The 22,890-nt window shown below is 49.9% G+C and carries 22 protein-coding genes; 14 read left to right on the top strand and 8 right to left on the bottom strand.

Annotated elements, in window-relative coordinates; translation table 11 throughout:
• Positions 1–3 precede the first annotated feature (3 nt).
• Genes hpxX through hpxZ form a run of 3 tightly spaced genes read left to right on the top strand, consistent with a single transcriptional unit; the run spans position 4 to position 1,969 of the window.
• Positions 4–192 (top strand): oxalurate catabolism protein HpxX, encoded by a 189-nt coding sequence (hpxX, locus tag M2387_RS01900; RefSeq protein ID WP_259048237.1) that lies wholly within the window; start codon positions 4–6, stop codon positions 190–192.
• Positions 189–1,586: an AtzE family amidohydrolase gene (locus M2387_RS01895; RefSeq protein ID WP_259046813.1), complete on the top strand. Its 1,398-nt coding sequence runs from the start codon at positions 189–191 to the stop codon at positions 1,584–1,586. Before hpxX ends, M2387_RS01895 begins: the two co-directional genes overlap by 4 nt.
• A complete protein-coding gene (gene hpxZ, locus M2387_RS01890; protein ID WP_409039508.1) occupies positions 1,586–1,969 on the top strand; it encodes an oxalurate catabolism protein HpxZ in 384 nt (127 codons plus the stop codon). The genes M2387_RS01895 and hpxZ overlap by 1 nt, the downstream gene beginning before the upstream one ends.
• Before the next feature lie 73 nt (positions 1,970–2,042).
• Here hpxZ and M2387_RS01885 read toward each other — a convergent pair whose 3' ends face one another.
• Entirely contained in the window at positions 2,043–3,377 is a 1,335-nt protein-coding gene (locus M2387_RS01885) for an aminotransferase-like domain-containing protein (protein WP_259046808.1), read from the bottom strand.
• Between the two features lie 120 nt (positions 3,378–3,497).
• On the opposite strand from M2387_RS01885, the gene M2387_RS01880 reads away from it, so the two are divergent.
• Positions 3,498–4,376, top strand: a complete 879-nt coding sequence (locus M2387_RS01880) for a DMT family transporter (protein WP_409039420.1) — start codon at positions 3,498–3,500, stop codon at positions 4,374–4,376.
• Positions 4,377–4,479: 103 nt separating this feature from the next.
• Positions 4,480–5,610 carry an MFS transporter gene (locus tag M2387_RS01875; RefSeq protein ID WP_259046806.1) on the top strand — a complete coding sequence of 377 codons (1,131 nt, stop codon included), beginning with the start codon at positions 4,480–4,482 and terminating at the stop codon, positions 5,608–5,610.
• Between the two features lie 123 nt (positions 5,611–5,733).
• On the opposite strand, the gene puuE is transcribed toward M2387_RS01875, so the two are convergent.
• Together puuE and hpxA are read right to left on the bottom strand one after the other, a co-directional pair.
• Entirely contained in the window at positions 5,734–6,663 is a 930-nt protein-coding gene (puuE, locus tag M2387_RS01870; RefSeq protein WP_259048234.1) for an allantoinase PuuE, read from the bottom strand.
• Between the two features lie 11 nt (positions 6,664–6,674).
• Positions 6,675–7,412, bottom strand: coding sequence for an allantoin racemase (gene hpxA, locus M2387_RS01865; protein WP_409039419.1), 738 nt, complete (start codon positions 7,410–7,412; stop codon positions 6,675–6,677).
• Between the two features lie 312 nt (positions 7,413–7,724).
• On the opposite strand from hpxA, the gene guaD reads away from it, so the two are divergent.
• Positions 7,725–9,038 (top strand): guanine deaminase, encoded by a 1,314-nt coding sequence (guaD, locus tag M2387_RS01860; RefSeq protein WP_259046805.1) that lies wholly within the window; start codon positions 7,725–7,727, stop codon positions 9,036–9,038.
• A gap of 50 nt (positions 9,039–9,088) precedes the next feature.
• Here the strand turns inward: guaD and uraH are convergent, their stop codons facing one another.
• Positions 9,089–9,415, bottom strand: coding sequence for a hydroxyisourate hydrolase (gene uraH / locus M2387_RS01855; RefSeq protein WP_259046804.1), 327 nt, complete (start codon positions 9,413–9,415; stop codon positions 9,089–9,091).
• Positions 9,408–9,908 carry a 2-oxo-4-hydroxy-4-carboxy-5-ureidoimidazoline decarboxylase gene (gene uraD / locus M2387_RS01850; RefSeq protein ID WP_259046802.1) on the bottom strand — a complete coding sequence of 167 codons (501 nt, stop codon included), beginning with the start codon at positions 9,906–9,908 and terminating at the stop codon, positions 9,408–9,410. Before uraD ends, uraH begins: the two co-directional genes overlap by 8 nt.
• 310 nt (positions 9,909–10,218) lie before the next feature.
• Between uraD and hpxO the strand changes: the two genes are divergently transcribed.
• Complete coding sequence (gene hpxO / locus M2387_RS01845) at positions 10,219–11,373, top strand: FAD-dependent urate hydroxylase HpxO (protein ID WP_259046801.1); 1,155 nt, start codon at positions 10,219–10,221, stop codon at positions 11,371–11,373.
• Here hpxO and hpxR read toward each other — a convergent pair.
• Entirely contained in the window at positions 11,352–12,287 is a 936-nt protein-coding gene (gene hpxR / locus M2387_RS01840; protein ID WP_259046800.1) for a LysR family hpxDE operon transcriptional regulator HpxR, read from the bottom strand. The genes hpxO and hpxR overlap by 22 nt on opposite strands.
• Positions 12,288–12,410: 123 nt before the next feature.
• Here hpxR and hpxD point away from each other — a divergent pair, with 123 nt between their 5' ends.
• From hpxD to M2387_RS01820, 4 genes are all read left to right on the top strand, one after another.
• Complete coding sequence (gene hpxD, locus M2387_RS01835; protein WP_259048232.1) at positions 12,411–13,448, top strand: molybdenum cofactor-independent xanthine hydroxylase subunit HpxD; 1,038 nt, start codon at positions 12,411–12,413, stop codon at positions 13,446–13,448.
• A 14-nt stretch (positions 13,449–13,462) separates the two neighbouring features.
• Positions 13,463–14,431, top strand: coding sequence for a PDR/VanB family oxidoreductase (locus tag M2387_RS01830; protein ID WP_259048230.1), 969 nt, complete (start codon positions 13,463–13,465; stop codon positions 14,429–14,431).
• A 245-nt stretch (positions 14,432–14,676) separates the two neighbouring features.
• On the top strand, positions 14,677–15,258 hold the full coding sequence (locus M2387_RS01825; RefSeq protein ID WP_259046799.1) for a hypothetical protein: 582 nt from the start codon (positions 14,677–14,679) through the stop codon (positions 15,256–15,258).
• A 293-nt stretch (positions 15,259–15,551) separates the two neighbouring features.
• Positions 15,552–16,058 carry a DUF6622 family protein gene (locus M2387_RS01820; RefSeq protein ID WP_259046798.1) on the top strand — a complete coding sequence of 169 codons (507 nt, stop codon included), beginning with the start codon at positions 15,552–15,554 and terminating at the stop codon, positions 16,056–16,058.
• A gap of 61 nt (positions 16,059–16,119) precedes the next feature.
• Here M2387_RS01820 and M2387_RS01815 read toward each other — a convergent pair whose 3' ends face one another.
• Positions 16,120–17,040, bottom strand: a complete 921-nt coding sequence (locus M2387_RS01815; RefSeq protein ID WP_259046797.1) for a 2-oxo acid dehydrogenase subunit E2 — start codon at positions 17,038–17,040, stop codon at positions 16,120–16,122.
• A gap of 47 nt (positions 17,041–17,087) precedes the next feature.
• Positions 17,088–19,739: a pyruvate dehydrogenase (acetyl-transferring), homodimeric type gene (gene aceE, locus M2387_RS01810; RefSeq protein ID WP_259046796.1), complete on the bottom strand. Its 2,652-nt coding sequence runs from the start codon at positions 19,737–19,739 to the stop codon at positions 17,088–17,090.
• A 167-nt stretch (positions 19,740–19,906) separates the two neighbouring features.
• Here aceE and M2387_RS01805 point away from each other — a divergent pair, with 167 nt between their 5' ends.
• The 3 genes from M2387_RS01805 to M2387_RS01795 all read left to right on the top strand — a co-directional run bounded on the left by M2387_RS01805 (position 19,907) and on the right by M2387_RS01795 (position 22,875).
• Complete coding sequence (locus tag M2387_RS01805) at positions 19,907–20,353, top strand: MarR family winged helix-turn-helix transcriptional regulator (RefSeq protein WP_259046795.1); 447 nt, start codon at positions 19,907–19,909, stop codon at positions 20,351–20,353.
• A gap of 49 nt (positions 20,354–20,402) precedes the next feature.
• Positions 20,403–21,527 (top strand): DNA alkylation repair protein, encoded by a 1,125-nt coding sequence (locus tag M2387_RS01800; protein WP_259046794.1) that lies wholly within the window; start codon positions 20,403–20,405, stop codon positions 21,525–21,527.
• Positions 21,528–22,311: 784 nt separating this feature from the next.
• Positions 22,312–22,875, top strand: a complete 564-nt coding sequence (locus M2387_RS01795) for a fimbrial protein (RefSeq protein ID WP_259046792.1) — start codon at positions 22,312–22,314, stop codon at positions 22,873–22,875.
• Positions 22,876–22,890: the final 15 nt, after the last annotated feature.

The following is a 22,890-nucleotide window of genomic DNA, read 5'->3' as shown; positions in this document are numbered from 1 at the left end:
ATGATGAAACAAACCGAAACCGACTGGAACGCCTGGCTGACGCAAATGGAACTTATCCTCGCGCTGGAGCTGGATGATGCCCGCCGCAATGAATTACGCCTGCAGTTCAATCGCATTGCCGCCATGGCCGAACCGCTGATGGACTACCCGCTGGATCAACGTGTGGAAATAGCCGGGGTATATAAGGCATGAAGCTTAATCAGATGACTATTGCTGATATTCAGGATGCGCTCGCCGGCAGTGAACTGAGTGCCCGAGACATCGCCCGCATAACTCTCGATGATATTGCCCGCGTGAATCCCCATCTCAATGCCTGGACGCATATCACGGAAACACGCATGCTTGCGGAGGCCGACAAGGTTGATGCCCTGATCCGGACAAAACAACCCTTACCCGCGCTGGCGGGCATCCCCTATGCCGTCAAAAACCTGTTTGATGTCGCGGGTGAAACTACCCTCGCGGGAGCACAACTGTTCAGTGACTCATCGCCAGCAAGTCAGGATAGCCGGGCGATACGGCAAATTCAGGCGGCGGGCGGTCTGTTGTCCGGCATGCTGAATATGGATGCCTATGCCTATGGGTTCACCACCGAAAACAGCCACTACGGCGCGACGCGTAATCCCCATGATTTGCAGCGTATTGCCGGGGGTTCATCCGGAGGTTCAGCCGCCGCTGTTGCTGCCGGTCTGGTGCATTTTTCATTAGGCAGTGACACCAATGGCTCGATCCGTGTTCCGGCTTCTCTGTGCGGGATCTTTGGGCTAAAACCAACCTTTGGCCGCCTGTCCCGCGCCGGTACCCAGCCATTTGTTGCCAGTCTTGACCATATCGGCCCGTTTACCCGCAGTGTCAGTGACTTAGCCACGGTTTACGATGCGTTACAGGGTCACGATTCTGAGGATGATTTTCAGGCACAAAGGCCGGTTGAGCTAAGCCATTCGCGGCTCACGCAGGGTCTGGACGGTTTGCGCTGTGGCGTGCTGGGCGGTTATTTTTCTCAGTGGTGTAATGATGATGCCCGGGCGGCGGTGACGCGGGTTGCCCGGGTTCTTAACGCCCGGGAAGAGTATCTTTTCCCGGAAGCGGAGCTGGCGCGTTCTGCCGCCTTTATTATCAGCGCTTCCGAGGGCGGTAATCAGTACTTACCGGCACTGCGGCGTGAACCGGGACGTTTTGAACCCCATTCCCGGGAACGCTTGCTCGCCGGGGCGATGATCCCTTCCGCCTGGTATCTGCAGGCCCAGCGTTTCCGTCGCCATGCCCAACAGTTAGTAGCTGAGTTGTTTAATCACGTCGATGTGCTGATAGCCCCGGCAACGCCCTGCAGCGCAACGGTTATCGGTCAGCAAAATATGGAGATCAACGGCCAGTCATTACCGATACGCGCCAGTATGGGGATGCTCACTCAGCCTATTTCTTTCCTCGGATTGCCCGTCGTTACGGTGCCGCTGCGCACGGCTTCAGGAAGCCCGATAGGCGTACAGCTGATTGCCTCTCCGTTTAACGAACAGGCCTGTCTGCGGGTCGCCCAGGTACTGGAAACGTCAGGTTACACGAATGCAAATCCTGCGGAGGTTTCCCTGTGATGACTCAGGATACGGTTAATCAGCCAGAGGTTCTGGCTGAGGTAACTACCGCCTTTTATCGCTATGAACAGGCGCTGGTGAGTAATGATATCCCGGTGCTGGATGAACTGTTCTGGCACGATAAACGTACCGTCCGTCTGGGTGCCGGTGAAAATCTTTACGGTATCGATGAAATTCGGGCTTTCCGTGCTGCCAGGCCTTCTGCCGGACTACAGCGTGAATTACGCCATACCGTCATCACCACTTTTGGTGAAGATTATGCGGTGTGCAGTACTGAATTTACGCGTGAAGGTAGCGCCAGCATTGGCCGTCAGCAGCAAACCTGGGTGCGTTTCCCCGAGGGCTGGCGCATTGTTGCCGCCCAGGTCAGCCTGATGCGTTAATTCTGGTCATTGCCCGGACACCGCCTGACAAGCTGCTATGAGCGAGGCGGAAATGTCATATGTGGATAACAGGTTAACGATACTGTTCAGACTGAACGGCTTCACGGACTTTAAGCAACGCGTGATGTAACTTCTCAATTGCAATTGATCCAAGAGCGAGTCGGAGCGCCTGAGGAACAACAAGTGAGGTACAGAAAGGCTCTGCGGTTGAGACGGAAATATTGCAGTCCATCAGCGCCCTGGCGACCCTGTCCGCTCTTGCATCGTCCGGCAAAGGAAGCCAGGCAAAATATGAGTTCGGATGCGCAATACAGGGAATATCCCCCAATGTGCATCTTAACTCCGCCTGCCGCTGGCGCGCGTCCCGCCGTTTCAGTGTTTCAAAACGGGCAACCGTGCCATCCTGTATCCAGTTACATACCAGTGTTGTCATCACTGAAGGTGTATTCCAGGTGGTCGCCCTGACCGCTCTTTCCAGTGCAGGCCGATACGATGTCGGGCAGACTACGGCTCCCACTCTCAGGCCAGTAGCCACGTTCTTTGAGAACCCGGTGATATAAACGGTTCGTTCGGGTGCATAACTCGCAACAGGCGGCGGTGGTCTGCGGATGAGATAGCCATAAGCGGTGTCTTCAATCACGAGGAGATCATACTTTCTCGCAATATCGGCCATTTTTTTTCGCTGACTGTGGCTGAGCAACCAGCCAAGGGGATTATGCAATGTAGGCATGGTATAGACTGCCCTGACATGCCTCTTCTGGCATAACGCTTCCAGTGCAGATAAATCCGGGCCATCTGCCAGGGCAGGTATGGCTATAAGTTCCAGATGGTACAATTCGGCCAGTACTTTAAAACCGGGATAGGTCAGTGCATCAACAGCTACAACATCTCCCGGTCGCAGCATACCCATCACGGTGATAGTCAGTCCGTGTTGCGCACCGTTCACGATCACCACATTTTCTGCTTCAGGCTGGAATCCCGGGCCTGCAATGTGAGCCGCGATAATCTCCCGTTCAGTCATCCTGCCTGCATGGGGTTGGTAACGAAGAAGGGATTCAATATCCCCGGAGGCGGCGACCTGTCGCAGAGCTTCACGTAGTAGCTCCCCCTGCCCGGGAAGCGATGGATAGTTAAAATTCAGGTCAAGCACATCTGTAGCCACAGCATGCTGGTCAATCCCGTGACCGTAAGGCAACGAAATTTCCCTGACAAATGTCCCCCTTCCGGTTTCTCCACTGACCAGCCCCATAGCTTCCAGCTCAGTGTAAACCCTGGTCGCGGTAGCCAGAGAGATATGTTCCTGTGCAGAGAGTGCTCTGTGTGTCGGTAAACGTGTACCGGAGGGGATATCCCCGTTTCGGATCCTGTCTGCAAAGATATCCACAATGGATTTATAGCGTGCTTTCATCAAATGTATCCATGACAATAATTTGATTGTACTGAATAATCAAGCGTACCATTCCCCTCACAAGCGCTCAAGCCTGCGAGCGACAACAATATAGAAAGTGAGGTTGCAGTGGTGAATACAGTGAATCATAAAACCGACCCTGGCTCGGTTTCCGGATGGGTCAACGGGTTGCTGGGGGTTATCATTTTTAGTGGCTCGCTACCGGCTACTCGCGTAGCCGTTCTCGATATGGATCCCTTTTTCCTGACCTTCCTGAGAGCATCGATTGCCGGTGTGCTGGCCATTATGCTGATTTATGGTTTTCGTGAAAAACGCCCGCAAGCCTCGCAGATTGTGCCACTCATCATCGTTTCTCTGGGCGTCATTATCGGTTTCCCGTTGCTAACGGCGATGGCGTTACAGCACGTGACCTCTGCCCACTCAATCGTTTTTCTGGGTCTTCTGCCGCTGAGTACCGCAATTTTTGGCGTCCTGCGTGGGGGTGAACGTCCCGGGACGGCCTTCTGGATTTTTTCGGTGCTGGGTAGTCTGCTCGTCATGGGGTTTGCCCTCTCACAAAGCGGGGTAATCTCACCCACCGGCTGTCTTCTCATGCTCGCAGCGGTGGTAGCCTGTGGTTTGGGCTATGCCGAAGGCGCAAAACTCACCCGCGTCCTGGGTGGATGGCAGGTCATCAGTTGGTCGTTGATCCTCTCTCTGCCATTTATGCTGGTTGCGTCATTCATCACAATGCCTGCCACATTTACCGGTATCGGAATATCTGCCTGGGTAGCGCTGGGGTATGTATCCCTGTTCAGCATGCTGATTGGCTTTATTTTCTGGTACAAGGGACTGGCAACCGGCGGGATTGCTGCTGTCGGCCAGCTACAGCTTCTTCAGCCTTTCTTCGGGCTGGGTCTGTCAGCCACACTGTTGCATGAGGAAGTCAGTCCACTCATGGTGTTGATTACGCTAGGTGTCATCCTGTGCGTCATAGGCTCGCGTAAATTTTCCCGATAGCGTCCTACCGTCAGTAACTGCAGACATACCCGCCATCTGCTGTAGCTGCACATTAAAGCTTCAAAGAATACACTGTAACTACCTTAAAATATGGAAATAACAGATGTTTCGCTGGATGCAGAACTTACCCGATTACAAAAAAACCGCCATCATTCTTGCCTGTTGCGGGCCAGGTGATACGTTACTTTATATAGTATTGCCCATGTTCCATGATTTCTTCAGCGTGTCCCTGGCGGAAGCTGGAATACTGCTGGCCGCGAACCGAATTATTAGAATATTCGGATACAGCTACGTTGTCCGGCTTTACAACCGTTGGGGTGACCGGTTAGTTTGTCAACTCTCTTCAATTGGCACCTTATTGTGCTGTCTCGGGTATATATATTTAAAAGGTTTCGCTCTGCTGCTTATTATCCGGATAATATGGGGACTGTCTTTTGCGGGCATGAATTTGTCCACGCAGGCGACAGCCACATCTGACCGTCATGCCCGGAGCAAAGCCGCAGGTTCTTCCCGATCGCTGATTTCGTCTGGCCAGATGCTGCTGCTTCCTGTCTGCTCCATCATCGTCTGGTCATATGGGATTGAGCAGGCCTATCTTGTGCTCGCCCTTATCTCACTACTCGCCTTTAGCCTGTCATTTTTTGTTAAACCCACTCAGTATCAGCGTTTTGCAAAGAAAAAAAACGTGTCGCTTCCTTCAACTATTTCAGTCTGGTCGTTTGTCGAGGGAGTAGTGATAGACGGTCTTTTTATCTTCAGCCTTGCCGCCGTCTTCCGCTATACGGACAATACGCACGCTGTCATCAGCGCATGTTTAATCATGGCGTCACGCTATGCCTTTGAAGTGTTCTTCAGTCCTTTGGGAGGGCATCTTGCGCTCAGGTTCGGCGCAAGGAGAATGCTCACGGGATTCTCTGGGATAACTTGTCTTTTTCTGATCCTCTATGGTTATGAATGGATATACATCGCACCGGTTGCCATTCTTATTCTCCGGGCAATACAGCTGCCGCTTGTTCCGGTTATTGTCGCAGACAGTACCTCTGATGAGCATCGCCTTACTGAACTTGCAAACAATGCTGTCTGGCGGGATATAGGCGCAGGGCTTGGCCCGATTATTGCCGGAATGTCATCGCAGCACGTTGCTCAGTCAACACTGCTTTATATTTCTGCGCTCTTTCTTATGCTAGCCACAGTGGCACTGACGCTTATAAAATCGTCAACTCATCAACGATGAAAAATAAAAAAAGGGGTGAATGGGACTGTTGCGATCCTCCAGAATTTGCTTGATTTCATTATCGCCACAATATGCATAGCGGGTCTATAACCCGGCGAAGAGTACTTAGCCGGGTTATAGAGACTATGGACGGAAGGGATGCTCTTTACGCCAGTGATCGGCAATCTGCTGGCGCGTACACACCCAGACCTTCTCATGCTGCTGGATATAATCGAGAAAACGTTGCAGCGCCCGAAAACGACCGGGCCGCCCTAACAGACGACAATGCATCCCCACGGACATCATTTTCGGGGCATGCTCTCCCTCTTCATACAACACGTCAAAACTGTCTTTCAGATAAGTATAGAATTGCTCGGCGGTATTAAATCCTTGCGCGGTAGCAAAACGCATATCATTGGTATCGAGGGTATAAGGCACGACCAGATGGGGTTTTTGTGAGCCATCGCGGCATTGCACTTCGGTCCAGAAGGGCAAATCATCCCCATAATAGTCGCTGTCGTAATCAAACCCGCCGTGTTCAGCAACTAGCTGACGCGTATTCGGGCTGTCGCGACCGGTATACCAGCCGGTGGGTGACTTGCCGAACAGATCGGTTAATACATGCACCGCTTTTTGCAAATGTTCACGTTCCTGGTCGATATCCATATGCTGATAATGGATCCAGCGCCAGCCGTGACTGACGACATCGTAGTCGGCGGCTTTAATCGCCTCGACAATATCAGGGTGCCTGGCCAGTGCCATACCCACGCCAAATACCGTCAGCGGTAGTCCACGCTCACGAAATGCCTGGTGAATACGCCAGAATCCGGCGCGGCTCCCATACTCATATAATGAGTCCATCGACATATGCCTCGCGTCATAGCTCGCCGCCCCGATAATATCGGAGAGAAACTGCTCTGAGCCAGCATCACCATGCAGAACATGGTTCTCTGCGCCTTCCTCATAATTAAGCACAAACTGCACGGCAATACGTGCCTGACCGGGCCAGCGAGCATGGGGTGGCTTTCCGGCATATCCCCTCATATCACGTGGGTAATGTTGTTCTGTAAGCATGGACGCCATCCTTAATTGAGTCTTTGAAATTTGCCGCTTAATATTTTTGTCTCAGGGAAAGCGAGATCTCCCCGTTTACTGGTTGTCAGACCTAACGCTACCAGGGACTCCACCATTTTCACGGCGGCGCTAACCCCGTCGATCACCGGAACCTGGAGCTCCAGAGTCAGTTCCCCGGCCAGGGTCGCCATACCGCCACACCCCAGTACAATCGCCCCGCTACCGTCCTCTTTTACTGCCCGGATACAGCGCGCACGGACTTTCTCCTGCGCCAGACCGCTGCCGTCTTCAAGCGAAAGTACCGGTAAGTCAATGGCATGCAGTGCGGCACAGTGGTTCTGAAAACCGTACTGATGCACCAGATGGCGGGCGATAATCAGCGTGCGTGGCAGCGTGGTGACAACCGAGAAACGCGTCGCAACCAGGGTCGCCATATGCATCGCCGCTTCGGCAATACCTATGACAGGCCCCTGTGCCAGTTCACGCGCCGCCAGTAAGCCCGGATCGCCAAAACAGGCGATAATGTGCCCGGAAACACCCTGCTGTCGCCCCGCTTTTACCTGTTCCAGCACCCCGATGGCGGCAATCGCCTCGTCAAAATGGCTTTCGATAGAGGGCACGCCGTCGTCCGGGCATACGGCCAGGATTTTCGTTCCCGGCGCTGCCACTTTGCGCGCCGCACGGGCAATGGTTTCGGTCATCCCGGGGTTAGTATTGGGATTAATCACTTGTATACAGATCTCTGCCATTGCGATTCCTTATAACCGGGAAAATAGTCCGTAAAAGTCAGACCTGCTCTCGGCAATAAGCCGATAGTTCTTCAACAGTCGGGCACTACACCAGGGCGTTAAAATGACTATCTGCACAGTGATGAGGCACGACTTCAGGCGATAGATCACAGCCTGCCTTCGTCAAACCCAGCGATGAGAGTCTGATAGTTAAAGAGTTTCATTAACAAAGCAGGTTTCGTGCCAAAGAGAGAAAACATCCGGGATATTCGATAAACTGGCATCAACTTTGCTCAATCAAATCAGTCTCTACGGAATAAATAAGGCGCGACCATGATTGAATACCAGCGGGCCCTGCGGGGTGCTTTTTTTGATATTACCCAGCCAGCAGCCAGTGCAGATGAGATTGCTCGCCATGCACGTTATCTTGACGATGCGGTGCTGTTTATTGCTCAGGGTAAAATTCAGGCATTGTTACCGTGGCAGGAAGCTGAACAATACTTGCATCCACAGAAAGGCTATACCGACCAGCGCGGTAAACTGATCCTGCCGGGCTTTGTCGATGCGCATGTTCATTATCCGCAGACCGAAATGATTGGTGCCTTTGGTGAACAGCTCCTGGAATGGCTGAATACTTACACCTTTCCTGTTGAGCGCCAGTTTTCTGATGAAGCCTACGCGGCAGAAATTGCCCAGTTTTTTATTAATCAGCTGCTAAGCAATGGCACCACTACGGCACTGGTTTTTTGTACTATTCATCCTGAGTCGGTGGATGCCTTGTTTAATGAGGCCCTGCGTCTGAATATGCGCCTGCTCGCGGGTAAGGTGATGATGGACAGGCATGTTCCTGATTATCTTACCGAAACTGCCGAGCAGAGCTATGCCCAGACCCGCGAACTGATACAGCGCTGGCATCTGCGTGGCCGCCTTGGATACGCTATCACGCCACGTTTTGCTCCCACTTCAAGTCCAGAATTACTGACGGCGGTTCAACGGTTACGTGAGGAATTTCCGGATACCTGGCTCCATACGCATCTCAGTGAAAATCTCAGTGAAGTGGCCTGGGTCAAACAGCTCTGGCCTGAACATGAGCATTACCTGGATGTCTATCACCACTATCAACTGACCGGGGAACGCAGCGTGTTTGCCCACGGTATTCATTTAGCGGATAAAGAGTGGCAGTGTTTGCAACAAACCGGGTCAGCGATTGCTTTCTGCCCGACTTCAAATTTATTTCTCGGCAGCGGTCTGTTTCGTTTACCTGTCAGCTGGCAGCAGCAGGTGCGTATCGGTATGGGCAGCGATGTCGGCGCGGGAACCACTTTTAGCCTGTTACGTACTCTGGGTGAAGCCTACAAAGTGGCTCAGCTCCAGGGATATCAGTTACCTGCCAGTGAGGCCTTCTATCATGCCACGCTCGGCGGCGCTCACGCGCTGCGACTCGATGATAAAATTGGTAATTTCCTGCCCGGTAAAGAGGCCGATTTTGTCGTTATCGACCCCGCTGTCACTCCACTACAAAAACTACGGGCCAGGCGCTGCCATGATATTTATGAACAGCTTTTTGTGCTGATGATATTGGGTGATGAACGCAATATCAGTGAGACCTGGGTGAATGGTGAGCCTGTCTGGAAGGAAGAGAACTAACGTCGGAACCCGGCAGGCGTTAGCGCCTGAACGGGTTCCAGATTATTTGATTAGCTTCCGCGATAGGTTGACCATCCACCCGGTGCTATCAGGAACGGAAGATGAAAATGTTCATCCCTCCCGTCACTGAGAATAAAATCAATCTGTGCCCGAGAAAACAGCGTCTGACGCCCGTCACGGGCAAACCAGGCAGCCAACTCAGCCACTAACTGGTAGTTTCCGGCACAGAGTTCACCGCTCGCAAGCGAACTAATCCGGCCATTGTTGTCCGTGGTGGCAACAGCCAGACGCAGCCCCTCCCGCAATAAACTCACCTCAACGCCTGCAGCGGGTTTTCCCGTAGAAATATCGAGAATATGTGTGCTCAAGCTATTCATGAATCACTCCTGCCAGTCTGAGTAAGGTAATTTCACGTAATTGTATCAGCGCGGCCTCGACCTCTTGTGCGTCGCTATTACCAAGACGTAAGTTCAGCTGCTGTAAGATCTCTTCTCCACTACGTCCTTTGGCCCGAATCAGAAAAACTCGCCCAAAACGTGTTTCATAGCGGGCATTACCTTCTTTCAATGCCTGAGCGAGCTGTACGTCATCAGAATTAACCCTCGATTGTTCCTGCCGCGAAAGCGCAGCATGCGCCTGCTCGCCAGTCGGTTTATCGCCAATGCGCGGATGTGCGCCGAGCGCTTGTTCCAAATCGGCCTCATTCCATCCCTGCATATTCTCCTGCGCACTGCTCATCAGAGCAGAAAGATGCTGCCAGGGACGCCCTTGAATCAGCGCCGAAGTCCATGAGGGAATCGCCACGCAAGACGCAATAAGACGTTCTGCATCCGCATAAGCCAGTTGATTAAAGTGATTGAGCGTTACCATGATTACCCCGTTATAACTCATCGTTATCAGCATAATGCACAAAGCAGACCAGGGTTGATGTTCCACAACAAGATTAACCATTGGGTCGGCTTTTTTCAGTACCGGAAGTCTTCATCCGCCAGTGAAACTTTAGATTCCATAATCCAGTAACGGAAACTTTTGATTCAAAAAAAGGCAGCAACCGGCTCATCAGGCACCTCATTGGTGCAGCCAGGCTGTTGCGGCTAGCGCAATGCCTTGATTTTCTCCTCATCTGCACTCTGGTACGCAAATTGCTCAGTCCTGTCACAACGCAAAAAAGGGGAAAAATATGAAAGCATTAGTGATAGGTGCAGGAATTGGTGGTCTGAGTGCTGCGGTCGCTCTGAAAAATGCGGGTATTACCTGTGAAGTCTTTGAGGCAGTGAAAGAAATAAAACCTGTCGGAGCCGCCATTTCTATCTGGCCTAACGGCGTGAAATGCATGAACAGTCTGGGTATGGGCGAGATAATCGAAACCTGGGGCGGCCAGATGCGTTATCTGGCTTATAAAGAGCACCGCCTCGGTGAAACCTTAACACGCTTTAGTCTTGCCCCTCTCGTTGAACGGACTCAAGGCCGGCCTTGCCCGGTTTCCCGGACCGAATTGCAACGCGAGATGCTCCATTTTTGGGGGCGTGACAATGTCACATTTAATAAGCGTGTGACCCAGGTAGAAGAGCATGCAGATGGCGTCACCGTCAGTTTTACCGATGGCTCGACCGCGAGCGGTGACTTTCTTATCGCTGCGGATGGTAGCCGTTCAGTACTGCGGCCCTATGTTCTGGGGTATACCCCGGAGCGTCGCTACGCGGGTTATGTGAACTGGAACGGACTGGTAAAGATTGATGAAAGTATCGCTCCGGCCGACCAGTGGACTACCTTCGTTGGGGAAGGTAAACGCGTATCCTTGATGCCTGTGGCAAACGGCTATTTCTATTTCTTTTTTGATGTTCCCCTGCCTGCCGGGTTACCCGAAGACAGCGCCACGCTACGCGCGGATCTGACCCGCTACTTTGCAGGCTGGGCTGCGCCTGTCCAAAAACTGATAGCGACGCTGGATCCGCAGACCACCAATCGGGTTGAGATCCACGATATTGACCCCCTGGATAAACTGATTCATGGAAAAGTGGCACTACTCGGTGACGCGGGACACAGTACGACTCCGGACATTGGTCAGGGTGGCTGTGCCGCTATGGAGGATGCCGTGGTTCTGGGCACAATTTTCCGTGAGAATAACGATATTCTTTCTGCTCTGCGCCAGTATGAAGAACAGCGCTGTGAACGCGTACGCGATCTGATACTTAAGGCACGTAAGCGCTGTGATATTACCCATGGAAAAGACATGATGCTGACCCAGGCCTGGTACCAGGAACTGAGTGAAGAGACTGGGGAGCGCATTATCAACGGGTTATGCGAAACAATTCAAGGTGGCCCATTAGGCTGAATACCGTCGTCAGCCTTCATTTCTTCCATCACCATAGTCAGTCTCTGAATCACCATTTGCGCCGGGCGGGAAAGCTGGCGCGATGGTGCCGTGCACAGCGCCAGAGTCAGGGGTCGCAGTAATTTGCTGCGCAACGGAACAAAGGCTAACTGACCTTTTTTCACCTCATCGAGTACATCGAGCTTGCTCAGAATAGTCACGCCGCCCCCTTTGAGGATCAGCGATTTAATCAGACGAATGTCGTTACAGCTAATGGTGTTGGTCGGGGAGAAATCATAGTGGCGGTATAACATTGCCACCCTGTCATGCACAATCAGCGGCGCGCCGGGAAGAATATGGCGCTCCTCACTGAGGTCACCCAATGAAAGCGTCCCTGCACCCGCCTGTGGATGACTCGGGGAAAGCACCACGCCCATTTCTAACTCGACGAAGGCCAGAACACTCAGCCCTGTCTGCCCCTCCGGGTCAAGGATCAGGCCAAAATCAAGATCGGCACTGCGCACTTTTTCACTGACAGTACGGCTGTCAGAAACCTGAAACATCAGTTCAAGCCAGTCCCAGGCACTGATGATATCGGCCAGTGCTGCCGCGAAACTGCCTTCCGCCAGCGCCTGTACCATACCGATACTGACTACTCCACGTTTAAGACCCTGCAGCTCATCAAACTTTTGTTGAGTCAGGCGAAATTCCTTCTGCCAGCGCAACAGATTGTCGTACAACAGCTCACCCGCCGTCGTCATACTCAACCCTTCCGGTAACCGCTCAAATAGCGGGGTTCCAAAAGCCTCTTCGGCCTGCAGAATCTGACGGTTAATCGCCGAGGCGGAAATATGCAGCTTTTCTGCTGCCCGCCGTAAACTTCCGCTGCGGGCAACTTCGCAAAAATAGAGCGCAAAACGCGAAAATGGACTCATATCTCTCCTGTACTCTTTTTTGCAACAGGTTAGTGAATTAATGCTTATGGATGTCAACACTCTAATCTGGCAACAATAAATCCACAACAATTAAACAGATTTCTTGATGTGAGCAGAAAGATGATGAACAGACAACAACCGACTCCCCCCGCCCATTGCACCTTTGAGCCAGATGACTGGCTACGTCTGGCAAAATGCTGGCACCCCGTCGCACGCAGCTGTGATATCGACAAGGCGCCTGTAAAGGCGGTATTGCTGGATGAACAACTGGTTATTTATCGTATTAAGGGCCAGGTGGTGGTCGCTCGCGATGTCTGTCCGCACCGCGGCGTACCGCTGACGCTGGGTTTTAATGATGAGGAAGGCATTATCTGTCCCTATCACGGTCTGCGTTTTGGCGAGAACGGCCAGTGCAACCGTATTCCCTCCAGCCCGAATCAACCTATACCGGCAAAACTGCATCTGACTAACTATGCTGTTGAGGAGCGTTATGGTCTGGTCTGGACTTGTCTGGCGTTCGATCCGGAGGTACCTGTGCCTCTGCCCGTCATGCCCAACTGGCACGATGACGGTTTTCAACAGTTAACCTGTCCTGGATTTGAGGTGAACGGGTTCGCCGGGCGTCAGGTTGAGGGTTTTCTCGATGTCGCCCACTTCGCCTGGATCCATACTGAAACCTTTGCCGATCCGGATAATCAGGTGGTTCCGGCCTACAATCCGCAAGAGACTCCCTTTGGTTTTGCTGTCGACTACTGGAGCTCAGTGAGTAACTATCCGGCGGGTGTACAGTCTAATGAACCTGAAGGGTTTCAGTGGCTGCGTCACTTTGAGATGCACCTGCCCTTTACTGCGACCCTGACCATTCATTTCCCCGGTGAAGACCGGCTGGTTATCATGAATGCAGCCTCGCCGGTTTCGTCCCGCATCACGAAAATGTTTGCCCCTATTGCCCGTAATTTTGACCTGCATATTCCGGTTGAGGACGTTTATGCCTTTAACCTGCGAGTCTTTGAAGAAGACAGGCTCATGGTAGAGACCCAGCGCCCAGAGAGATTACCCCTTGATCTGACGCTTGAGGCGCATATTCCCGCCGATCGTAGCTCTATTGCTTATCGACGCGGTCTGAAAAAAATGGGCTTTGGCGACTTTTTCCTGGTGTGAGGTGAGAATAAATGATGAGTAATATGCTGAACGTTATTGTCGATGGGATGTGGCGTCAGGGCGATAATAATCTTGCTATCCGGCTGGTACCCGACCGGGATGAATCACTGCCGGCCTGGCAACCCGGAGCGCATATTGATGTTCATCTGCCCGGCGGGATTATTCGTCAATATTCACTGACAGGTAACCCTCACCAGATGACCAGTTATCTGATTTGTATCGCACGAGAAACGCATTCCCGGGGCGGTTCACGCTATATCCACGAGGCCTTGCGTCCGGGTCAGAGATTATCGGTCTCATCACCGCGCAACCTGTTTGTACTGCAGCCCGCCGCTCAGGTCACATTACTGGCGGCCGGGATTGGCATTACGCCTTTATATGCCATGGCGCTGCAACTGGCAGCGGAAAAGATCCCCTTTGTACTGCATTATTCGGTTAAAAACCGCGAAAATGGCGCTTTTATTGCTGAAGTAATGCAGAATCTCCCCGAAGGCAGCGTCATTATCCACAGCTCCAGCGAAGGCAAGAGTCCGCGCCATACGCTGAACAAAATGCTCGGTGACGTCCATGCAGGTCATCATATTTATCTCTGTGGCCCTGAAGGGTTTATGAGCGCCGGACGTCAGGCAGCCGTTGATAAAGGCTGGAGTGAAGCACAGATCCACAGCGAAGCATTTCAAGCGCAGCCCGTGACCGCCAAAGCGGGAGAAGACCATACATTTACGGTGACACTCTCTTCCTCAGGGGAAAAATGGTCAATTCCAAGTGATAAAACCATTGCCCGGGTTCTTCAGGAAAATGGCGTTGATGTGCCGCTATCCTGCGAAATGGGGATTTGTGGTGCCTGCCTGACACCGGTTATCGCAGGCCTGGTGGATCATCGGGATACGGTGCAGTCAGAGACAGAAAAATGTGCTGATGCACAGTATATTGCCCTGTGCTGCTCGCGCAGCCATTCAGATAACTTAACCATTGATTTATAAGTTTTTTCAAGCTTTCCGCGAAATAACTAATCCACCCAGGCAAAGTACTCTCATACCCTGCGTAACCCATTCAATAAAGTCATTACGCAGGTTACGGCTTTCAATACCCAAAATATTTACCTTTCTCTCGCGTTTATGATCTTTTTCTTAAAAACACGGTCATTCTCAGTAATGGTTTGACCCAATATTCAAAGTGCATAAGGATGTTCAGCAACGGATGATAATGCTTTTCAGAGGGACAATAAGTGCGCATAGAAGACGAGGTTTTTCTCGACGATTATGGCATCAGGCGTAAAAGATTCGTCTATGACCATCGCACTCACTATAGTTATATTTTTGTCGCTGGCGGCGAAGTATACACTGTCATCCTTGGGAGTTTGGTTGACGAGCTGACCTTTACTCGAATTGGATACGAAATGCCTGCTAATGTGTCATTCCCGGTTAATGGAATGGCGGAAGTCTATTTTGATCTCTTTGATGGTACGGATACTTTGGCTGATTTTCGCCATGTGCAGTTTAAGGGGCTAGGAAGTGCTGTCGTTTTGCAGAGGGTCTCTCTGGCCTTAATTGCGCACTATGAGTATTTTGATATGGGTGGTTTCGTTTTCCAGGCTGCGTCAGGAGGCATTGTTGATATTGGTCGGCGGACTTCCCTGGAGGAAACCTATGATTATATGCTTGGGTTAAAAAATGAACCGCGTTATAATCGACGTACAGGGTTAGCGAAGAAGACTCCACGACCGCTGATCCCCGAAGAGTTACATGCCTACAAAATTGTTACAGACGGGAGAGCAAATTATGTCGTATTGCACCAGACACAAAAGTAACGCGCTTCTCGCTGCGAACAATAGTGAGAAAGCATTGTTTCATACATTAGTTTCTGCGGAGTTAGAGACTCATTCTATCAACGCGGAGGCGTATATACGTGACCTCAAAGCCAATTTTACTACCGGTAAAAAACTGTCTTCTGCTACTTTGTTACGTAGAAAATTAAAAGGTCGCCTGGTACGTGAATTGCAGGAAATCTAACAATATCCTTTTAGGAAAAGGGCTGATAATCTGCCCTTTTTTTGTGGCCGTAGTGGCGAGTAATAACCCGATGAGACTGAGTTAAGGAAACATGATACTGGAGATACTGCAACAAACGCCTGCGTGGGTCTATATCACTTTTCTGGCATTAGTTTATTTGGGCGTGCGGGCATGCTTTACCCATGAAATCAATTTACGCCAGGTGATAATCTTTCCCGCTGTATTTATTTTGTTATCCATCGTCACCTTTTATTATTACCCTCAGCCGCTACTGACCGTACCGGTATGGCTCGTCGCTGGGATAATCGGCGCATTTGCATCGCGTTTCCTATTAGAGCACCAGCCAATTAAACCGGGTAAAAAAGCCAATACGCTGATAGTTCCGGGTAGCTGTGTCACATTATTTATTCTCTTGTTCTATTTTTCCCTGCGTTATTATCTTGGTTATCAGACGGCCGTTCGTGGCGGTGTACAGGAACTGACTCTGATTCAAATAATATCCTTTTTCATTTCATCCGGTTTTATCTCCGGTTTTTTTATTGCCCGCAGCTGGTTATTAAGAAAGTCTTACAAGTCACTGAGCCAGACATCGGCCTGACTGATTTCACTCTCTTTAAATATTCCTGCACCGAACGTAATCGCCCGGTGCAGGATTAAAACTACAGTAGTAACAGCCTAATATCGTTCAGTAAATTTTTCAGATGGGCCATAAAACGCGCCGCGGTAGTATGACTTATCACTCGATTATCGTAGCTAAGTGACAGGGGTAATATCATTCGGTTCTTCTCTGTTAAGCGGGAGGCGGATATCCCCAGAATAGCGACTTCTGATCCATTAATGATTGGAGTAAACGCCAGACCACCAATCCCTTCTAATGAATAAAGCGTAAAGCAACCCCCACTGATATCCGCGTTACTTAGCGTTCCGTCTTCTGCCTTGTGATTCAGTATTGCCATTTCCTGCGCAAGCTGGGCCACTCTTTTAGACGCTACATCGCGTATCACCGGAATAATATCGCCTTCCGGCGTTGCAACCGTAAAGCCAATATTCAGGTACTTTTTCAGGATCAGTTCACCGTTATCCATATCCAGTGAGCTGTTCAATTCGGGAAAAGCAATGAGCGCAGCTGCGCTCGCTTTTAGCAGAAATGCCTGTTGAGTAATGTTGAACTCTGGGACGGAATTCTCTGAGTTCCATGATACTCGCAGTGTTTCAAGGTCTGTGATATCAGCCTCATCGTGATAAGTCACATGCGGGATCGTCAACCCATTACGGCTCAGGCGGCTGGCCGCTATTTTTTGTATCGGTGTTAAAGACTTGCGCGCTGTTGCACCGAACGGGCTGAAGTCGAAATGCTCGGCTATCTGACCTGCCGTCTCTGGTCTGGTTTGCCGGGTATCAGGCGCTGACTGCAGGAACCGCATAATATCATCCTGCGAGATACGTCCCTGACGTGCGGTCCCGGTCAGTTGCTGTAAGTCCACTTTTCTTTCGCGGGCTAAACGGTATACCAGCGGGCTGGCATAATGGGTTCTGCTGACGATGCTTTCAGCTGAAGCGGTGTGTCTGGTTTCTGGCATGATTTTTCCTGTTCGCGTTAACGGGCATCTTGTTTGCTGTAAGTCGCTTACAGGTCTGTGGGAGCCGGTTTATCATGACTTATGCCATAGCGCTGCAAAGCATCGCTCACCAGACTGGCCGCTATCACGCCATCGTCTGCCAGGGCTTTAAGAGCGGCGATAACAATAAAGTGTCGGTCGACCTCAAAACAACGACGTAATGATTCCCGGGTATCCGAACGTCCGAAACCATCCGTACCCAAGGCCACAAAACGGCGGTTATGCACATAAGGCCGAATCTGATCGGCGACAATTTTCATATAATCCGTGGCAACGACCAGGGGGCCGTCATGATTTTCAAGGGATTGTGCGACGTAGCTGATACGACTCGGCTGTTCCGGATGTAACATATTCCAGCGCTCAGTCTGCATGCCTTCACGGCGTAACTCCGTCAGACTGGTGGCACTCCAGATATCGCTGGCAATAGTAAAGTCGTCCATCAGCAACTGCGCCGCGGCAATCACTTCGCGCAAAATGGCGCCGCTGCCCATCAGTTGCACTTTCGCCGGACGATCGGTTGCTGGCTTAAACAGATACATTCCTTTCAGAATACCGTCCTCAGCGCCTTCAGGCATCGCCGGTTGAGGGTAGTTTTCATTCAGCAAAGTGATGTAGTAATAGATATCCTGCTGTTCGACATACATCCGTTGCAGGCCATTCTGAATAATGGTTACCAGCTCATAAGGGAATGTCGGATCGTAAGAAATACAGGTTGGGATCACCGATGACAGCACATGGCTATGGCCATCATCATGTTGCAGCCCTTCGCCCATTAGCGTCGTTCTGCCCGATGTTGCCCCTAGCAGGAAACCACGTGTCCGGGCATCCGCAGCGGCCCATGCCAGATCCCCTACCCGCTGCAGGCCAAACATCGAGTAAAAAATATAGAATGGAATGGTGGCCAGACTATGATTGCTGTACGAGGTACCCGCGGCTATCCAGGAAGAGATAGCCCCGGACTCATTAATCCCCTCTTGCAAGATTTGCCCTTCTTTCGCTTCTTTATAGTAACTAAGCTGCCCTGCATCCTGAGGCGTATAAAGCTGACCGAGGTAAGAGTGGATACCAATCTGGCGGAACAGACTTTCCATCCCAAAAGTACGGGACTCGTCGGGTACAATAGGGATTACGCGTTTTGCTAACTGAGGGTCTTTGAGCAAAATACCCAGGATGCGCACAAAAGCCATGGTCGTAGAGGCGCTACGCTCCCCGCTATCTTTTAATAGCACCTCAAAAGTGCTTAACGGTGGAACGGGTAACGTTTCCGATTTCGCCAGCCTTGCAGGCACAAATCCTCCCATTTGACTTCTGCGTTCGGCAAAATAGCGCGCCTCTTCACTGCCCGGCTCCGGTTTCAAATAGGGCATCTCTTCCAGTTGCTCATCCGTAACGGGAAGATTAAAGCGGTCGCGAAATGCGCGAACCGCATCGGTACTCATTTTTTTAAGCTGATGGTTAATATTCAGCCCTTCGCCCGCCTCTCCCATACCAAACCCTTTGACGGTTTTAGCCAGAATAACGGTGGGCTGGCCAGTATGACTACTTGCTTTGGCATAAGCCGCATAGACTTTTTCCACATCATGGCCGCCACGGGTTAAGGCCCAGATTTCATCATCCGTCATATCGGCAACGAGCGCTAATAGCTCCGGGTATTTACCGAAGAAATGCTCGCGAACATAGGCTCCACTCTGTGATTTAAAGGTCTGATAATCCCCATCGACACACTCCATCATTCTCTGGCGCAACAGACCACTCTGATCCCGCTCCAGCAGCGCATCCCAGCCGCTTCCCCACATCACTTTCAGCACTTGCCAGCCTGCGGCGCGGAAAGTGGCTTCCAGTTCCTGTACTATTTTGCTGTTACCACGGACCGGGCCATCGAGCCTTTGCAGATTACAGTTAACGACAAAAATCAGGTTATCGAGTTTCTCACGCCCCCCTAGCGCAATAGCCGCCAGGGACTCAGGCTGATCCATCTCACCATCACCTAAGAATGCCCAGACTTTACGGCCCTGCGGCGTTTTTAAATCACGGTATTCCAGATAGCGCATAAAGCGCGCCTGATAAGCAGCAGTCAGTGGTCCCAGCCCCATAGATACGGTTGGAAACTGCCAGAAATCCGGCATCAGACGCGGATGGGGATAAGAAGAGAGTCCTTCCCGGTCAGCTTCACGACGGAAATTATCTAACTGCTCTTCACTGATACGTCCTTCAAGGTAGGCGCGGCCATAGATGCCAGGCGCTGAATGGCCCTGAAAATAAACCATATCGCCATCAAAACTGTCGGTGCGTCCCCGGAAGAAATGGTTAAAACCCACATCGTACAACACCGCAGCCGAAGCATAAGTGGCGATATGCCCGCCAACATTAGAGTGTTTGCCTGCCCGAAGAACCATGACCATGGCATTCCAGCGAATATAAGCGCTCAACCGTTGTTCCAGCTCAAGGTTGCCGGGATAAACCGGCTGACGTTCGCGAGTAATACTGTTGAGATAAGGTGTTGTTACCCGGCTATGCAAATCGCCATAACGGATGACATCTCTTTCCACTAACTTTTCAATCAAGTAATGCGTACGGGGACGACCTTCAGCCGTATCTACGGCCTCCATCGCGGTCAGCCATTCTTGAGTTTCCTGCACATCGACATCAAATGGGTTCATGACAATTCTCCAGAATATTTATCAGCTCAGTAAGCTGTAGGGGCCTCGCCAGTCCATCCAGTGACTTAAGAGAACCATTATCAATTGCATTTGCAATAATAGCGACGGGCATCTTATCAGTGTAGAATTGAATTGCAAATGCAATCGCATCCAAAGGAAAATGCCCTATGGCTTCAGATAATCCCGATCTCTGGTTTTCTTATGTCCGATCTCACCGGCTGATGATCAGGGAGGTTGAACAGCGTCTGGCGAAGGCTGGATTACCCACTTATGCCTGGTATGACACCTTATGGGGGCTGGAAAGCCACCCGGAAGAAGCGCGCAGAATGTATGAACTCGCGGATGTGCTGGTGATTGAACGCTATAACCTTACTCGCCTGGTCGACAGGCTGGAAAAAGAAGGGCTGGTCAGCCGCACGCGTTTAGCTGACGATGGCCGGGCTGCACTTGTCGCAATCACGGACAAAGGAAAGGCTTTGCGTAAGCAAATGTGGGCTATCTACCAGGCCACTGTCGCAGAGCTTTTTCTCTCGCAATTTACCCCAGAACAACAGGCAGAGTTTGCTGCCGCCCTGGACCGGACATCAAAGATGGCCCGCCAGTTACACCAGTAAACCCGTGTTTTTGAAAAGTAACCGATTAACGACTTAAGGCTTACATCATATGAGCAGTCTGACGGATAACAATAATGACAGTGCCTTTAAACTCGCGTTTAACGGTACCCTGTTGCAACAAATGGCTGATTCAGTCACTCGCTATTTTCCGCCATTTAATGCCGCGGCATTTCTGGCAATCGGGCCACTGCTGGCAGACAAAGAAATGAAAGCCAGAGTGCACCTGATACGTGATACCCTGGCCGCTGAGCTGCCGGAGGACTACCCTGAAGCATTAAATATTCTGATATCAGTGCTTAAGGATAATCAACTTAAAGGATTTTCCGTCTGGCCTGTTGCTGAGTTTATCCAGACCTACGGGATTGATTATCCTGATATTTCATTGGATGCCTTAGCGATTGTTACTCAGCATTTTACTTCTGAATGGGCTGTCCGCCCTTTTATCAAACGATACCCACAGCAAACCATGGCTTTCCTGCTTAATTGTGCCTGCAGCGAGAATGTGGATATTCGCCGATGGGCATCCGAAGGGACTCGTCCCCGGGTTCCCTGGGGAGAACAGCTACCTGCTTTTATTCAGGATCCTGCCGCAACTCGCGAAATTTTAGAGGCGTTAAAATTCGATACTGAACTCTACGTCAGAAAAAGCGTTGCCAATCATCTGAATGATATTACCAAAGATAATCCTGAGTATGTCATTGCGTTATTAACTCGCTGGCAGCAGCAAGCAACCGATAGCGAACGGAAAAACATCGACTGGATCATTAAGCAGGCGTTAAGAACACTTATCAAAGCCGGTCATCCGGATGCACTGTCTCTGATTGGCGTTCAGTTTGGAGCAGAAGTAGAGCTTGATGAGTTTACTGTTAAAAGCCGAAACATCAGACTGAATGAAAGTCTGGAATTTACTACTCAGCTCCGTTCAGTCAGTGACCAGCCACAAAATATTGTACTGGATTATGTTATTCATTTTATGAAGGCAAATAACACTACTTCTCCTAAGGTCTTTAAGTTGCGTACCTTTTCATTACCGGCAAAAGGTGTCATGCGTATTGATAAAAAACATGTCGTTAAAAAAATCACCACTCGCCAGTATTATAAAGGTATTCAATATATTGAGATTCAAGTTAATGGGAAAATTCTTCACCGGGAGGAATGGTTCCTTGAAGTCTAAATAACGCTTAAATTTCAATACGCAAACCACCTTCTGAGAAAAACCAACATTCACTTTAAGAGTGTTGCAGATAAATGACCTGGCTGAAATCTGTGTCAGGTTCTTTATCTGAATATACCCTCTCCTTTTTTCTAAATGATATATCCAGAAGTAATCAGATAATTTGCAAACCACTCGCAATTTTTTTCACAAGAGAAGAAAAACCTCTTTTAATATTAAATATAATCTTGTGACATCATTATTTTTGCACCCTGCAAACAAAAATTTTCATCTTAATTAAAATGTCCGCGATCAATTTATTTACTTTTACTGAATCAGGCCTTTTTTTAATACGATCACTTATACCTTATTGTTATATACACACGAAACTTGACTTAAGCTGATAATTAAAACATCCAGAAATATTTAGAGACAAGGAGAAAAAAACAAATATTGATATATTGTAACAGCCGGTATCCTTCAGACCTCCACCCCCTTAAAATATTTTATCTATAATAATCATAGTAATTATGAACAGGTTTTTAGGGGTGTAAATATACATCATAAATTGTTGCTTTATTGTTATCCTTATTTTCGTAAAAATAAATAATTAGCTTATTTAATTAATTAATAATATATTCTCGCCATCAGCTAGTAGGAAGTTTCCCAGGTAATAAATACGGTGCGTAATAACAGATTTTAATATGATGTTACATTATCACCTTGCTTATCAACCCTTCTTTCTATGTGGATATAATTGCCTTTAAACATATCATCATTACATTGTTTTCAATAGGATTAAGTCATGAGCATTACATTAAACAAATTAGCTACACTGGCCGCTATTATGGTACTTCCTGCTTCAGCCCTGGCAGCCCCTACTGTAACTTTTGAAGGTGAAGTTACTTCCCAGACCTGTTCTATCAATATTAACGGACAAACAAATTCCGTAGTATTACTTCCTACTGTATCAATAAAAGATTTCGGTGAAACTCTGGAAGCAACCAAGACTGCCGGATTCACTCCGTTCACTGTTTCAATTACAAATTGCCAGGCTCCACAGGCTGACACTAATATTACAACCAACTTCCTGGGTTATAATGTTGATAGCGCTTCAGGTGTATTGGGTAATACACGTACAGGTGCTGATGCAGCAACTGGCTTTGGTATTCAATTATTAAAAGACACACAAGACAATGCCAGCAGCGCTGTCAACTTGAAAGGTGTCACTCCTGTTCAAGGGTTAGTATTAAAAAATGGCGAAACATCAGCGTCTTATGATTTTGGCGTTCGTTACTATTCCATGGGTGATAACGGTACTGCAGGTAAAATTACTGCCGTTGCAGAATATACCGTAAGTTATCTTTAACTGTAATTTCACTCT

It is taken from the genome of Klebsiella sp. BIGb0407 (assembly GCF_024807845.1).
Lineage (GTDB): Bacteria > Pseudomonadota > Gammaproteobacteria > Enterobacterales > Enterobacteriaceae > JGM124.
The sequence above is the reverse complement of the archived record's forward strand: the minus strand, read 5'-3'. Positions and strand labels throughout refer to the sequence as shown.